This is a genomic window from Trinickia caryophylli, from assembly GCF_034424545.1.
Lineage (GTDB): Bacteria > Pseudomonadota > Gammaproteobacteria > Burkholderiales > Burkholderiaceae > Trinickia > Trinickia caryophylli.
The window spans coordinates 431,657-444,508 of record NZ_CP139970.1 but is presented as its reverse complement, the minus strand read 5'-3'; the positions used below and the strand labels follow the sequence as shown (position 1 = coordinate 444,508).

Annotated in this window: 11 protein-coding genes and 4 tRNA genes; 9 read left to right on the top strand and 6 right to left on the bottom strand. The window is 64.9% G+C overall.

Annotated features, from left to right (window positions below):
- The 6 genes from U0034_RS01970 (at position 1) to U0034_RS01945 (ending at position 2,961) form a co-directional block, all read left to right on the top strand.
- Positions 1 to 1,395, top strand: coding sequence for an NAD(P)(+) transhydrogenase (Re/Si-specific) subunit beta (locus U0034_RS01970; RefSeq protein WP_085226007.1), 1,395 nt, complete (start codon positions 1 to 3; stop codon positions 1,393 to 1,395).
- A gap of 366 nt (positions 1,396 to 1,761) precedes the next feature.
- A tRNA-Glu gene (locus U0034_RS01965) sits at positions 1,762 to 1,837 on the top strand.
- A gap of 79 nt (positions 1,838 to 1,916) precedes the next feature.
- Positions 1,917 to 1,993 (top strand) — tRNA-Asp (locus tag U0034_RS01960).
- 62 nt (positions 1,994 to 2,055) lie between these two features.
- A tRNA-Glu gene (locus tag U0034_RS01955) sits at positions 2,056 to 2,131 on the top strand.
- A gap of 75 nt (positions 2,132 to 2,206) precedes the next feature.
- Positions 2,207 to 2,283 (top strand) — tRNA-Asp (locus tag U0034_RS01950).
- Between the two features lie 210 nt (positions 2,284 to 2,493).
- Positions 2,494 to 2,961 (top strand): GNAT family N-acetyltransferase, encoded by a 468-nt coding sequence (locus tag U0034_RS01945; RefSeq protein WP_085226009.1) that lies wholly within the window; start codon positions 2,494 to 2,496, stop codon positions 2,959 to 2,961.
- Positions 2,962 to 3,012: 51 nt separating this feature from the next.
- On the opposite strand, the gene U0034_RS01940 is transcribed toward U0034_RS01945, so the two are convergent.
- Positions 3,013 to 3,891 carry an AraC family transcriptional regulator gene (locus U0034_RS01940; protein WP_085226011.1) on the bottom strand — a complete coding sequence of 293 codons (879 nt, stop codon included), beginning with the start codon at positions 3,889 to 3,891 and terminating at the stop codon, positions 3,013 to 3,015.
- A gap of 304 nt (positions 3,892 to 4,195) precedes the next feature.
- On the opposite strand from U0034_RS01940, the gene U0034_RS01935 reads away from it, so the two are divergent.
- Positions 4,196 to 4,627, top strand: a complete 432-nt coding sequence (locus U0034_RS01935) for a gamma-glutamylcyclotransferase family protein (RefSeq protein ID WP_085226013.1) — start codon at positions 4,196 to 4,198, stop codon at positions 4,625 to 4,627.
- 55 nt (positions 4,628 to 4,682) lie between these two features.
- On the opposite strand, the gene aceB is transcribed toward U0034_RS01935, so the two are convergent.
- Together aceB and U0034_RS01925 are read right to left on the bottom strand one after the other, a co-directional pair.
- Positions 4,683 to 6,275, bottom strand: a complete 1,593-nt coding sequence (aceB, locus tag U0034_RS01930) for a malate synthase A (protein ID WP_085226015.1) — start codon at positions 6,273 to 6,275, stop codon at positions 4,683 to 4,685.
- 52 nt (positions 6,276 to 6,327) lie between these two features.
- Positions 6,328 to 7,119 (bottom strand): haloacid dehalogenase type II, encoded by a 792-nt coding sequence (locus U0034_RS01925; RefSeq protein ID WP_085226017.1) that lies wholly within the window; start codon positions 7,117 to 7,119, stop codon positions 6,328 to 6,330.
- Positions 7,120 to 7,273: 154 nt separating this feature from the next.
- Here U0034_RS01925 and U0034_RS01920 point away from each other — a divergent pair, with 154 nt between their 5' ends.
- Positions 7,274 to 8,176 (top strand): LysR family transcriptional regulator, encoded by a 903-nt coding sequence (locus U0034_RS01920; RefSeq protein ID WP_085226019.1) that lies wholly within the window; start codon positions 7,274 to 7,276, stop codon positions 8,174 to 8,176.
- Between the two features lie 157 nt (positions 8,177 to 8,333).
- Positions 8,334 to 8,768 (top strand): universal stress protein, encoded by a 435-nt coding sequence (locus tag U0034_RS01915; protein ID WP_085226021.1) that lies wholly within the window; start codon positions 8,334 to 8,336, stop codon positions 8,766 to 8,768.
- A gap of 94 nt (positions 8,769 to 8,862) precedes the next feature.
- Here the strand turns inward: U0034_RS01915 and aceA are convergent, their stop codons facing one another.
- From aceA to U0034_RS01900, 3 genes are all read right to left on the bottom strand, one after another.
- Positions 8,863 to 10,170: an isocitrate lyase gene (gene aceA / locus U0034_RS01910; protein ID WP_085226023.1), complete on the bottom strand. Its 1,308-nt coding sequence runs from the start codon at positions 10,168 to 10,170 to the stop codon at positions 8,863 to 8,865.
- Positions 10,171 to 10,524: 354 nt separating this feature from the next.
- Positions 10,525 to 12,081: a DEAD/DEAH box helicase gene (locus U0034_RS01905; protein WP_085226028.1), complete on the bottom strand. Its 1,557-nt coding sequence runs from the start codon at positions 12,079 to 12,081 to the stop codon at positions 10,525 to 10,527.
- A gap of 396 nt (positions 12,082 to 12,477) precedes the next feature.
- Positions 12,478 to 12,747 (bottom strand): acyl-CoA-binding protein, encoded by a 270-nt coding sequence (locus U0034_RS01900; protein ID WP_085226030.1) that lies wholly within the window; start codon positions 12,745 to 12,747, stop codon positions 12,478 to 12,480.
- Positions 12,748 to 12,852: the final 105 nt, after the last annotated feature.

The window sequence follows — 12,852 nt, the reverse complement described above, 5'->3', positions numbered from 1 at the left end:
ATGTTCAACGGAATCGGCAACATTGCCTATCTCGGGGCCAGCACGCTCTTCATCCTGAGCCTGCGCGGGCTGAGCCACCCCGCGAGCGCGCGGCGCGGCAACGTCTACGGCATGCTCGGGATGATGATCGCCGTGGCGGCCACGCTGCTCGTCGCGCCGGGCGCGAGCTTCGTGGTCGTGCTCGTCTGCGCGGGCGGCGGGGCTGCGATCGGCGCGTGGCTCGCCACCCGCGTGGAGATGACGCAGATGCCGCAGCTCGTGGCGATCCTGCACAGCTTCGTCGGGCTGGCCGCCGTCATCGCCGGAATCAACAGCTACCTCGCGCCCGCGGCGGGCGCGAGCGCGGTCGAGCATACGATTCACGAATGCGAGATCTACCTCGGCGCGCTCATCGGCACCGTAACGTTCACGGGATCGATCGTCGCGTTCCTGAAGCTGCAGGGCACGATCGGCGGCCGGCCGCTCGTGCTGCCGGGGCGGCACGCGCTGAATCTCACCGTGGTGGCACTCTTCGTCGTGCTCGGCTTCCTCTTTCTGACTGCGCCGGCGAGCCGCGAAGGGTTGTTGGCGCTGCTCGCGATGATCGTGCTCGCGGCGGCGCTGGGCGTGCATCTCGTCATGGCCATCGGCGGCGCCGACATGCCCGTCGTCGTGTCGATGCTCAACAGCTATTCGGGCTGGGCGGCGGCCGCAACGGGTTTCATGCTCGACAACGATCTGCTGATCACGACGGGGGCGCTCGTGGGCTCGAGCGGCGCGATTCTGAGCTACATCATGTGCCGCGCCATGAACCGCAGCTTCGTCTCGGTCATACTCGGCGGGTTCGGCACGGCCGCTTCGACGAGTGCCGCCCCGGCAGGGGGGAATGTCGTCTCGACCACCGTCGACGAAGTCGGTGCGCTGCTGCGCGACGCCTCGGACGTCATCATCGTGCCTGGATACGGCATGGCCGTGGCGCAGGCTCAGTCGACGATCAGCGAGATCACGCGCAAGCTGAGCGCGATGGGCGTGCGGGTGCGCTTCGGCATTCATCCGGTGGCGGGACGGTTGCCCGGGCACATGAACGTGTTGCTGGCGGAAGCGAAAGTACCGTACGACATCGTGCTCGAGATGGAGGAGATCAACGACGACTTCGCACATGCCGACGTCGTGCTCGTGATCGGCGCCAACGATATCGTGAACCCGGGCGCACTCGAGGATCCTGGCAGCCCCATCGCCGGCATGCCGGTGCTCGAAGTGTGGAAGGCCCGCACGGTCGTCGTGTCGAAGCGCAGCATGGCATCGGGTTATGCGGGCGTCGACAATCCGCTCTTTTACAAGGACAACACGCGCATGCTGTTCGGCGACGCGAAGGCCAGCGTCGACGCGCTGCTGGCGGCGCTGGCGGCCGCCTGAGCCGACGCTGCCAGCAGCTCGCCGGCGCAGGACCATTGGTAACGTACACCGCCGAGCGGCTCGCGGCGGTGTTTTCTTGCGCGCGGCGATCCGAATCTGCCAGAAAGTTCTTGCGCCCCCCTAAAAACGGTGCGTATAATCGCAGGCTTCGCTGTTGACGACGTTTGCTGGAGCGTCGCGATGCAACGGACAAGCACTGCTCTTGCGGTATGGGGAAGGGCGTTAGTCTGAAAGCCTTTCGGGGCGCGGCATCGAAAAGAAATTGCTTCACAAACAGCGAGTGCGAAGTTAGAATAGCGATCTTCGCTTTCGGCGAAAGATGTTGACGAAAGCGGATTGCGAAGCGAGCAGCACGAAGAGAATTTTGTCCCCTTCGTCTAGAGGCCTAGGACATCACCCTTTCACGGTGAGTACAGGGGTTCGAATCCCCTAGGGGACGCCAAACATCAGTGGCGTTTCGGACGAGAAGCGTTGCGGCTGGTGAATCGAGACCGACGGTTCACGAGTATGGTGAAAGAAATGGAGTGGTAGTTCAGTCGGTTAGAATACCGGCCTGTCACGCCGGGGGTCGCGGGTTCGAGTCCCGTCCACTCCGCCAGACAAAGCCCGTTCAGTTCGAGTTGAACGGGCTTTTTTAATAGAGGTGTAAGCGGTCGTTTTGTCCCCTTCGTCTAGAGGCCTAGGACATCACCCTTTCACGGTGAGTACAGGGGTTCGAATCCCCTAGGGGACGCCAGATATCGGCGGCGCGTCGGCGAAGCGCGTCGCAGCTCGAGAGGCGTATCACGGCTCTCGGGCCGAGCAGGAAAGTGGAGTGGTAGTTCAGTTGGTTAGAATACCGGCCTGTCACGCCGGGGGTCGCGGGTTCGAGTCCCGTCCACTCCGCCAGACGATGAAGCCCGTTGAGTTCGCTCAACGGGCTTTTTCTTTGCCCGTTTTCAGGCATTCCGATTCCGGCTCGAACCGGGCTGCGGCGCCGCGCTCTGCGCCCTCGCGGCCCCTGCGGCGTTGAGCAGCACACCCTGCCGGGCAAATCTCGGTTGCAAGCCGGGCCGTGCTGTCTTACCGTGTTCTCGAGTTCCACCCTTCGTGGCCGCGATGTTCGATCCGACCGACGTTCCGTTGCCCTTTCGGTTGCGCAAAGCCGCGGCAGGCGATTTTCCGTTTGCCGAGGCACTCACGCGCACGAACATGAGCGGCTACTACGAACGGCACCATCTGATCTGGCGGGCCGACCTTTTCTACGTGAGCTGGTGCGAGTCCGAGAATTTCATTCTCGAGGCGGACGACGGCGAGCCGATCGGGGTGCTGCGCATGACCGAAGAGGGAGATTCGCTGCATATCCGCGATGTGCAGATCGCCGTGGGCCATCGGCGCCAGGGTGCCGGTACGTATTTGCTGCAGACCTGCCATCAGTGGGCTCGAGAGCGCGGGCTGAGGGAGCTGCAACTGCGCGTGTTCATCGATAACCCGGCTGCCCGGCTTTATTTGCGCATGGGCTATCGCGTGGCAGGCCCCAGGCTGGCGCAGTTCGGCGCTATCCGGCATATGACGCGGCGGGTGTGAGCGGGCGGGAGCACCGGGCACATGCGATCGAGCAGCAAGGCGGCGGTCGGCTCAGCGGTGGGCGGGTTCGCCGCGCTGCGTTTGCGCGTCGGTCGCTTCGTCATCCGCGTCTTCTGCCGCACGTGTGGGGTCGCGCATCATGAACGCGCGGGGGCTTTCGCCGAAGGCCCGGCGGAACATGGCCGAGAACGCACTCTGGCTCTGATAGCCGAGTTCGCGAGCGATGTGCGAAAGCGCACGCCCTTGGTTGAGCAGCGGGATCGCGCGTGCAAGCACTGCCTGCTGGCGCCATTGCGAAAAGCTCATGCCGAGCTCGTGCCGGAAGAGGCGCGCGATCGTGCGCGTACTCGCGCCGACGCTCGCTGCCCAGAATTCGAGCGGGTCGCTGTTGCCCGGGTCTGCGAGAAGCGCTTCGCATAGCGCGCGCAACCGCTTTTCGCGCGGCATCGGCACCGAGAGCGGCAGCGGCACGGCTCGAGCCAGTTCGTCGAGCGCGAGGGCACCGAGCATGCGTTCGCGCCCGCCCTGTAGTCCGGGCGCGTCCATCGCCACGATGAGCTCGCGCAGCAAAGGCGAGACTTCCATGACGCGGCTCGTCTCGAGGCCGTCGGGCACGGCGGATTCGTCGATGTACAGCGTGCGCAGATAAGCATCCTCGACGACGAATACTTCATGCGGCACGTGCGGCGGCACCCAGATCGCTCGCGACGGCGGCACGATCCAGGTGCTGCTTTCGATCGCGAGCCGCAACACGCCGCGCGATGCGTACGCCAATTGCGCCCAGGCATGCATGTGCAGCGTAATGCGTTCGCCGGCCGGCATCGGCCGCGAGCGCACCCGGATGGGGTGCGTCCGCGTTGGCGCGAACTCGGGCGGAATGTCGACGAAATGCACGCGGGCCGGCGGGGGCCAGGAGGCGGTGTCGGTCATGATCTGCACGGTGCCGGCAGGCGTTGGATGAAAGATGACGCGCGGAAGATCGCGCCGTCGCTATTGTATGGGCTCGGCAGGGCATTACGCCCCGGCGTGCGTCGCGGCGTCGGCAACGGGCTGCGCCGTCGCTCGTGAGTGAAAGCAATTCGTTAGCGGAGCGTGCTCGCTTCGTGCATGGACGGCATGCATAATGCTGAGGCCGCGCAAGGTACGCGCGGATCGTGCCGAGACGATATCGGATACGGCGACGCTTGCCGATAGACAACGAGCGGGGCAACCACACAAAAAAGGACGAGGGCAGATGCGACACGTTTTCGTTTACGGGACTTTGCGCGAGGGCGAGATCAACGATATCGGCCTCGCGGCTGCGCGGCATGCGATCCCGGCGCCGCGGCTGATCGGCGCCGCGTTCGTCAACGGGCGCCTTTACGACTTCGGCCGTTACCCGGGACTCGTTCCGGATGCGGGAGCGGGGGCCGTACGCGGCGATATCTACGAGATCGAGGACGCGCTCGTGCCGGTGCTCGACGAGATCGAGGAGGTGTACCCGGGCGTCGATGGACTCTTCAAGTCGCGGGAGATCGAGGTGGGCGTGGCGGGGCGGCGTCTTTCGTGCCTTTTCTACCCGGTCGGCCCGGAGTCGGTCGCGGGTCTCGCACGCATCGACGAGGGCGACTGGGTCGCCTACCGGCGCGAGCGCGATGCAGCGCCGTCGCTGCGCTACGGCAGTTGAACCGCGGCGGTACTCCCGATTGCAAGATGGACGGAAGTACCGCATGGGGCGCGCCTCAGATTTCCTCGTAAAGCGGTAACGTCAGGAATTCGGTGAACTGAGCCGACGTCGACATCTTTTCGAAGATTTGCGCGGCGCGATCGTACGTCGCCGTATTCCCGCCCACCGCCTGCTTCACTTTCTCGAGTTCCTGCTTCGTGAGCTCGCTCACGAGTTCGGCCGTGACCTTGCGGCCGTCGTCGAGCTTGCCTTTCGGCGAGCGGATCCATTGCCACACCTGCGAACGCGAGATTTCGGCAGTTGCCGCATCCTCCATGAGGTTGTGGATCGGCACGCAGCCGTTGCCCGCGAGCCATGATCCGAGATAGTGGATGCCCACGTTGATGTTGTTGCGCAGCCCGGCTTCGGTGATCGGCGCCTCCGGGCGGAAATCGAGCAGGTCCTTGGCCGTTACCGTCACGTCGTCGCGTTGTTTGCCGATCTGGTTCGGCTTGTCGCCGAGCACCTTGACGAATTCTTCCATCGCGATGGGCACGAGCCCCGGGTGTGCCACCCAACCGCCGTCGTAACCGTCGGTTGCGTCGCGAGCCTTGTCGGCACGCACGCCAGCCATGGCCTTTTCGTTTGCCGCGGCGTCGCTCTTGATCGGAATCAGCGCGCTCATGCCGCCGATCGCCGGCGCGTTGCGCTTGTGGCAGGTCTTCAGCAATTGCAGCGCATAGGCGCGCATGAACGGCACGGTCATCGTGATCTGACTGCGGTCGGCCAGGCAAAAGCCGGCGTCGTTCTTGAACTTCTTGATCGCCGAGAAGATGTAGTCCCAGCGTCCCGCGTTGAGCCCGGCACTGTGCTCGCGCAATTCATAGAGGATTTCCTCCATCTCGAACGCGGCGAGGATCGTTTCGATCAGCACCGTCGCGCGGATCGTCCCGCGCGCAAGGCCGAGCGCTTCCTGGGCTGCCACGAATACGTCGTTCCAAAGGCGCGCTTCGAGGTGGCTCTCGAGCTTCGGTAGATAGAAGTAGGGGCCGCTGCCGCGCGCGAGCAACTCCTTTGCGTTATGAAAAAGGTAAAGCGCGAAATCGAAAATCCCGCCCGAGACGCGCTGCCCGTCCACGCTCACATGCTTCTCGTCGAGGTGCCAGCCGCGCGGCCGTACGATCAGCGTGGCGATCTTGTCGTCGAGACGATACTGCTTGCCGTTTTGCTCGAGCGAGATCGTGCGGCGCACCGCGTCGATCAGGTTGAGTTGGCCCGTGATCTGGTTGTGCCAGTTCGGCGTGTTCGAATCCTCGAAGTCGGTCATGTAGCTGTCCGCACCCGAGTTCAGCGCGTTGATGATCATCTTGCGCTCGACGGGGCCCGTGATCTCCACGCGCCGGCATGCGAGATCGCGCGGCAGCGGTGCGATCGTCCAGTCGCCTTCGCGGATCGCCTTCGTTTCGGCCAGAAAATCGGGGCGCTCGCCCGCGTCGAGCCGTTCTGTGCGGGCGCGCCGCGCGGCCAGCAACTCGCGCCGACGGCCTTCGAACGCGCGGTGCAGCCGGGCGACGAGGGCAAGCGCATCGGGCGTCAGGATCTTCTCGAAACCGGGCTCGATCGCGGCCGTGATTTCCATGCCTTGCGGCAGCGACAACGTGTGCGTCATGTACCTCTCCTTGGTCGGTCAGTCGATCTGATAGCGGTATTGCTCGCTTGTTTCATGAATCGGGGGCCTGCGTGCCACCGGGGCGCCGCAGCTTGTCGCCCGAGCGTCGGCGGTGGGCAATGCCTTGCTTGGCCAGCGCATCGACGAATGCGATCAACGCGGGCATGCCGTCGCCCGTGCCTTGCGCGGCGATACCGAGTTCCTCGGCCGGCGCGTGCGCCCGGTTGAGCCAGAACGTCGTGTAGCCGAACCACCCCGCGCCCGCCACGTCCCAGCCGTTCGACGAGACGAAGACGATCGCACGCGCGTCGCAGCCGAATGCCTGCGGGCCGAGCGCATACGCGCGCGGCGATGGCTTGTAGGCGCGCACGGTATCGACGGACAGCACGGCATCGAACCGGTCCGCCATGCCGGCGCTCTTGATTGCGACATCGAGCATGTGCGGGTTGCCGTTCGACAGGATGCCCAGCCCGACGTCCGGCCCCAGGTGTGTGCGCAATTGGTCCAACGCCGGCAGGACGTCCGGGTAAGCCGAGAGGCATGCGTATTCGTCCATCAGCCGCTTCTGTGTCGCATCGTCGAGCGGCAAGCCGAGCCGTGCGCATGCGTGACGAAGCGCATCGAGCGTGATGTCCCAGAACGGACGGTAGTGGCTGCCGTCGGGCGCCGCGAGCGTGCGCAACTGCGTGTACTCGATCTGCTTCGCCCGCCACAACTGCGAGAGCGCTTCTCCATATCCCGTGAAACGCTGCTCCGCCGCGGCGATGACGGCATGCACGTCGAAGAGCGTTCCGTAAGCGTCGAAGACGATTGCCCTGGGGCGAGGCGGCATGCTGGCTGGCATCGGTCGTTCTCCTCTCAGGTCACAGGCAGGGCATTCATTCTATTGATATCTATAAGGGTTAAAAAAGATGCAAAACGTCACTTGATCTTTGACTTTTTGATAATGAATCGGCTAATCTGCCCGCTCTCGGGACCTCGATGCGACAACACCGGCCATGGCACGTTTGAAGCAGATCGAAACTTTCGTGGCCGTGGCGGCAAAGGGCAGTCTGTCGGCCGCGGCCGCCGCGGAGGGGGTGGCGCCCGCGGTAATCGGCCGGCGGCTTGACGCCCTCGAGGAGCGGCTTGGCGTGAAGCTTTTCGTGCGCACGACGCGCAAGCTCACGTTGACGTTCGAGGGCTCGGCGTTTCTCGAGGACTGTCAGCGCATCGTGCACGAGCTGAACCACGCCGAGGCGAGCGTTTCGGCCGGAGGCGTCAAAGCGAGCGGGCATCTTCGTGTATCGGCGCCGGCGGGCTTCGGCCGCAAGCACGTGGCGCCGCTCGTGCCCGCGTTCGCGGCGGCGCATCCCGACGTTTCGATCACGCTCGATCTTTCCGACCGGCTCGTCGATCTCGTCAACGAGGGGTTCGATTGCGCGGTGCGGCTCGGCGAGTTGCCCGATTCGTCGCTCGTCTCGCTCAAGCTCGGCGAGAACCGGCGCGTGTGCGTGGGCGCGCCCGCCTATCTCGAGCACCGGGGCACGCCGCAGACGCTGGCCGATCTCGCGCGTCACAACTGCCTCGCGCTCGCTGCCAATGCGAACCAGCAGCGCGCCTGGTCGTTCCAGGAAGACGGCAAGGCGGTATCGATCAAGGTATCGGGCACGATGGAGTGCACCGACGGCGCCGTGCTGCGCGAATGGTGCGTGCTCGGCTACGGGCTCGCCTGGCGCTCGTGGTGGGAGGTGGGCGCGGACATCGCCGCCGGGAGGCTCGTCACCGTTCTCGACGGCTTCGCGGCGCCGCCGATCGGCATTCATGCCGTATTCGCACAGCGGCGCCATTTGCCGCTGCGGGTGCGGCTTTTTCTCGACTATCTGAAGCACACGTACGAGCGCGCGGACTACTGGCGCTAACGCATGCTTCGGGCGGGTTTTCGATATGCGGAGTCTCCCGTAGGCCGGGGCAATGGCAGCCTTGACGGCACTACAATCGACTTCAGGCGTGTCCACGGGTGCCCGGCAACCGCGCCGCGAGATGCCCCGCGCGAGGCAGCCAGCGAGGGAGAGGGCCATGTTCAAGCACATCCTGGTTCCGACGGACGGTTCCGAGTTGTCGAAAAAAGCGATCGACGGCGCCATCGATCTGGCGCGGTCGGTCGGCGCGCGCGTGACCGCTTACGCGTGCTTGCCGCAGTACCCGTACTCGCCGTTTTCGGAAGTGGTCGTCGAGGCGCCCGAAGACTTTCAGGCCCGTAGCGAGCGCGAGGCGCGCTCGCATCTGGACGAGGTCGAGCAGGCGGCGCGGCTCGCCGGCGTCGATTGTTCGAGCCGCACGAGCGTGCATCCGTCGCCCTACCTCGGCATCATCGAAGCGGCCGAGGAGGGGGGCTGCGACGTGATCCTCATGGCGTCGCACGGCAGGCGCGGTCTCGGCAGCCTGCTCCTCGGCAGCGAGACGCAGCGCGTGCTCACGCACACGAAGATTCCCGTGATCGTCTACCGCTGAGCGGGTATCCGGCCGTGCCCGGCGTCAGTCGGACGGCTGGGCGGTCGGCCGAACTGCAACACCGGGGCCGGCGAGCCGGCCCCGTGCGGCCGCCTCAGGCCACCTTCTTGCTGTCGAAGAACTGCTCGTCTTCCGTCGAGCCATGCAGTGCCGTCGTCGACGCTTCGCGCTCGACGGTTTGCGTGACGGCGTCGAAGTAGCCCGTGCCGACTTCGCGCTGATGCTTCACGGCCGTGAAGCCCTTTTCCGCAGCCGCGAACTCGGCTTGCTGCAGTTCCACGAACGCGCTCATCTGCGTGCGAGCGTAGCCGTACGCGAGATTGAACATCGAGTGATTGAGCGCGTGGAAGCCCGCGAGCGTGATGAACTGGAACTTGTAGCCCATCGCGCCGAGTTCCTTCTGGAATTTCGCGATCGTCGCATCGTCGAGGTTCTTCTTCCAGTTGAACGACGGCGAGCAGTTGTACGAAAGCAGCTTGCCGGGGAATTCCTTGTGGATCGCCTCGGCGAACTTCTTCGCGTACTCGAGATCGGGCTTGCCCGTCTCGCACCAGATCATGTCCGCGTACGGGGCATAGGCGAGCCCGCGCGAGACTGCCTGGTCGAGGCCCGGCTTCGTGCGGAAGAAACCTTCCACGGTGCGCTCGCCCGTGAGGAACGGGCGGTCGTTTTCGTCGACGTCGGACGTAATGAGGTCGGCTGCTTCAGCGTCCGTGCGCGCGATGAGCACGGTCGGCACGCCGCAGACGTCCGCCGCGAGGCGCGCCGCCGTCAGCTTTGCGACGTTCTCGCGCGTCGGCACGAGCACCTTGCCGCCCATGTGGCCGCACTTCTTGACCGATGCGAGCTGGTCTTCGAAGTGCACACCGGACGCACCGGCCTCGATCATGGCCTTCATCAGCTCGAATGCGTTGAGCACGCCGCCGAAACCGGCTTCCGCGTCGGCCACGATCGGCGCGAAGAAATCGACATAGCCTTCGTCGCCGGGGTTTTTGCCCTCGGACCATTGGATCTGGTCGGCGCGCGTGAGCGTGTTGTTGATGCGCTTGACGACGAGCGGCACCGAGTTGGCCGGATAGAGCGACTGATCCGGATACATTTCTCCTGCCACGTTCGCATCGCCGGCCACTTGCCAGCCCGACAGATAAATTGCCTTGAGGCCGGCTTTCACCTGTTGCATGGCCTGATTGCCCGTCAGCGCGCCGAGGGCGTTGACGAACGGCTCCGTGTTGATCGCGTTCCACAGCTTTTCGGCGCCGCGCCGCGCAAGCGTATGCTCGACGGGCAGCGAGCCGCGCAGCCGCACGACGTCCTCGGCCGAGTAGCCGCGGCGGATGCCTTTCCAGCGCGGATCCGTTTCCCACTGCCGTTGAAGTTCCTGAGCTTGCTGTTGACGTGACATGGTGTACTCCTGAGTTGCCTGAGAGAAAAAAACGGTTCGCGGTTCGGATAGCCGTCGAAGCGCGAGGTCTTATATAAGAGTCTAGGCAAATCGAGCCGTCGGAGACACCCCTCATCGAGCTTTTATGTGTTGTATTTTATCTTGTAAAAACAACGGGTTGGATAGTGTATTTCGCAATGAGGAATGTGATTTCCCATGCTGCAACGCGCACCGTTGTGCCACGCAGCACGTCTTTTTACGACGCAAAAGTTTTTCCCGCATCGTGAAAAATAGCGGGCAATAAAAAACCGGTGCCGAAGCACCGGTTTGTGAAGGCCTGCCGCCGCGCTGCGCGCGGAGGCATCTGGGCGATGTTCAGCTGCCGCGGCGAGCGCCACGGGCTGCATCGCTGCGGCCTCGATAGCCGTCGCGCGAGCCGCCCGAAGGCCGGCCGCCCCAGCTGTTACCGTTACGGGCGCGCTCGCCTTGGCCGCCGCCATGTGCGCCGTTGCCGCGCGCATTGCTGCCGCCGGTCGAACCGGAGCCGGAGCCGAAGCGCCGACCGCCGCCGTTGCCGCCGCCCGGGCGGCCGCGCCCGCCTGTGCCGTTGCCGCGATTCGACGGCGGGGCCTTGCGGGGCTCGAAGCCCTCGACGATGTTGACGGGCAGCGTCGTGCGAACGAACCGCTCGATGCGCTTGAGCGCACCGAACTCGGCATGATGCACGAGGCTCACAGCCGTGCCGGTGCGGCCGGCGCGGCCCGTGCGGCCGATGCGGTGCACGTAGTCCTCGGCGAATTTCGGCAGATCGTAGTTGAAGACGTGCGTGATGCCGGGGATGTCGATGCCGCGCGCTGCGACGTCCGTTGCCACCAGCACGCGCACGCGGCGCTCGCGCAGCGCGCGGATCGTGCGGTTGCGTGCGCCTTGCGGCAAGTCGCCATGCAATGCGGCCGAAGAGAAACCGGCATCCGCGAGGCGCCCCGCGAGTTGATCGGCGTCGCTCTTCGTGGCGGTGAAGACGATCGCCTGATCGAGCGCGTTATCGCGCAGAAGATGGTCGAGCAGGCGATCCTTATGGTCGCGATCGTCGACGTAATGCACTGTCTGCGCGATGTTGTCGCGCGACTCCGCGCGGTGCTGAATCTCGATGCGCTCGGGGTCGCGCAGCAGGCGGCCCGTGAGTGCGCCGATCTTGCCGTCGAGCGTGGCCGAGAACAGCATCGTCTGGCGCGTGGCCGGCGTGGCCGCGACGATCGTCTCGATATCTTCGACGAAGCCCATGTCGAGCATGCGGTCGGCTTCATCGAGCACGAGCATCTGCAACTCGGAGAGATCGATGCGGCCGCGCTCGAGGTGATCGAGCAGGCGACCCGGCGTGGCGACCAGGATCTCGGGGTTCTTCGCGAGCAGCATCAACTGCTGGCCGTACGCGACACCGCCGAGAATGCTCACCGTGCGCAGGCGCCGCAGGTGCTTGCCGTAGGTAGATGCGGCCGTCGTCACTTGCATCGCGAGTTCGCGAGTCGGCGTCAGCACGAGCAGGCCGGGGCGCGCCACCGGCGGGCCGCGACGCGTGCGGCGCTCGCCTTCGGCAACGGCTTCGCGCGGCTTTGCCGCCCGGGTTTTTTGCAACTGCGCGAAGCGCTCGATGGCGGGCAGCATGAAGGCAGCGGTCTTGCCCGAGCCCGTCGGGCTCGATACGAGCAGATCGCGGCCCGCGATGCCGGCCGGAATGGCGCGCTGCTGCACCGGCGTAGGCGCCGAGTAGCCCGCGGCGATCAGCGCCGAGACGATCTCGGGCGACAGGCCGAGCGCAGCGAAGCCCGCACCGGGTTGCTCGACGGGCGTGGCCTCGAGGTTCGAGTCGGCGTCGACTCCGAGGACGCGGTCAGCAACGGCGGTGAGCGGGGAAGTGAAACCAGATGTCATGAGAATCCTTGATACAACACAGGGAAGGAACGTCGGCGCCAATCGGCATTACCCAAGTCGTCGGATTCAGCATGCAAACGGTGCGAGCAAATCGAAAAACGGGGGCAGCCCGCATGTTGCGGCGAGCTTTTCGTTAGAGCTGTATCGGATACGGGATGCACTGAAGCATCGCCGCCAGCCTGGTACAAGACGGCCAGCAATGGCCTAGGCAGAAGGGGACAGTTCTAAACTGGATTGGAGCAAAACGCTACGAGGTGCTACGAGACAGCCGGGTAGGCGCAACGAGGCACCCGCGCATTATACGGATTTTTGTTGCGGCGCGCCACTGGGAATTGTGCCGCCACCCCAGGGCTGTCCCGTAGCCGGTGTAGCGGCGCCGGTGGCGCGGTGGCAGTCCTACGATGCGGTGCCGTTTCTCAGCGATTCGACGAGCGCGATGTACTGTTCCTTGGCCTGATCGCGGTCGGTACCCTTGAGCGATGCCCAGGCGTCGTACTTATATTTGCCGACGATATCGGCGAAGCCGGGCTTGTCGCCGTGCGCGTCGCCCTCGGTCGCCTGCTTGAAGAGCGCGTAAAGACGCAGCAGCGTCATGTTGCCGGGTTTCTCCGATAGGCCCTTGACGTCCACCTGGGCTTGTTCGAAGCGCGCATCGAGTGTGCTCATTGCTTTTCTCCCTTGAAGCGATAAGGCGGCCGATCATAGCAAGCGGGAGGCGCCGCGAGCTGGAGCAAAGCCTCCAAACGGCGGGCGCAAGCGGCATGCCGGCGC

Coding starts and splice junctions, on each gene's coding strand:
- U0034_RS01970 (WP_085226007.1), top strand. CDS start 1: ATGTTCAACGGAATCGGCAACATTGCCTATCTCGGGGCCAGCACGCTC.
- U0034_RS01945 (WP_085226009.1), top strand. CDS start 2,494: ATGTTCGATCCGACCGACGTTCCGTTGCCCTTTCGGTTGCGCAAAGCC.
- U0034_RS01940 (WP_085226011.1), bottom strand. CDS start 3,891: ATGACCGACACCGCCTCCTGGCCCCCGCCGGCCCGCGTGCATTTCGTC.
- U0034_RS01935 (WP_085226013.1), top strand. CDS start 4,196: ATGCGACACGTTTTCGTTTACGGGACTTTGCGCGAGGGCGAGATCAAC.
- aceB (WP_085226015.1), bottom strand. CDS start 6,275: ATGACGCACACGTTGTCGCTGCCGCAAGGCATGGAAATCACGGCCGCG.
- U0034_RS01925 (WP_085226017.1), bottom strand. CDS start 7,119: ATGCCAGCCAGCATGCCGCCTCGCCCCAGGGCAATCGTCTTCGACGCT.
- U0034_RS01920 (WP_085226019.1), top strand. CDS start 7,274: ATGGCACGTTTGAAGCAGATCGAAACTTTCGTGGCCGTGGCGGCAAAG.
- U0034_RS01915 (WP_085226021.1), top strand. CDS start 8,334: ATGTTCAAGCACATCCTGGTTCCGACGGACGGTTCCGAGTTGTCGAAA.
- aceA (WP_085226023.1), bottom strand. CDS start 10,170: ATGTCACGTCAACAGCAAGCTCAGGAACTTCAACGGCAGTGGGAAACG.
- U0034_RS01905 (WP_085226028.1), bottom strand. CDS start 12,081: ATGACATCTGGTTTCACTTCCCCGCTCACCGCCGTTGCTGACCGCGTC.
- U0034_RS01900 (WP_085226030.1), bottom strand. CDS start 12,747: ATGAGCACACTCGATGCGCGCTTCGAACAAGCCCAGGTGGACGTCAAG.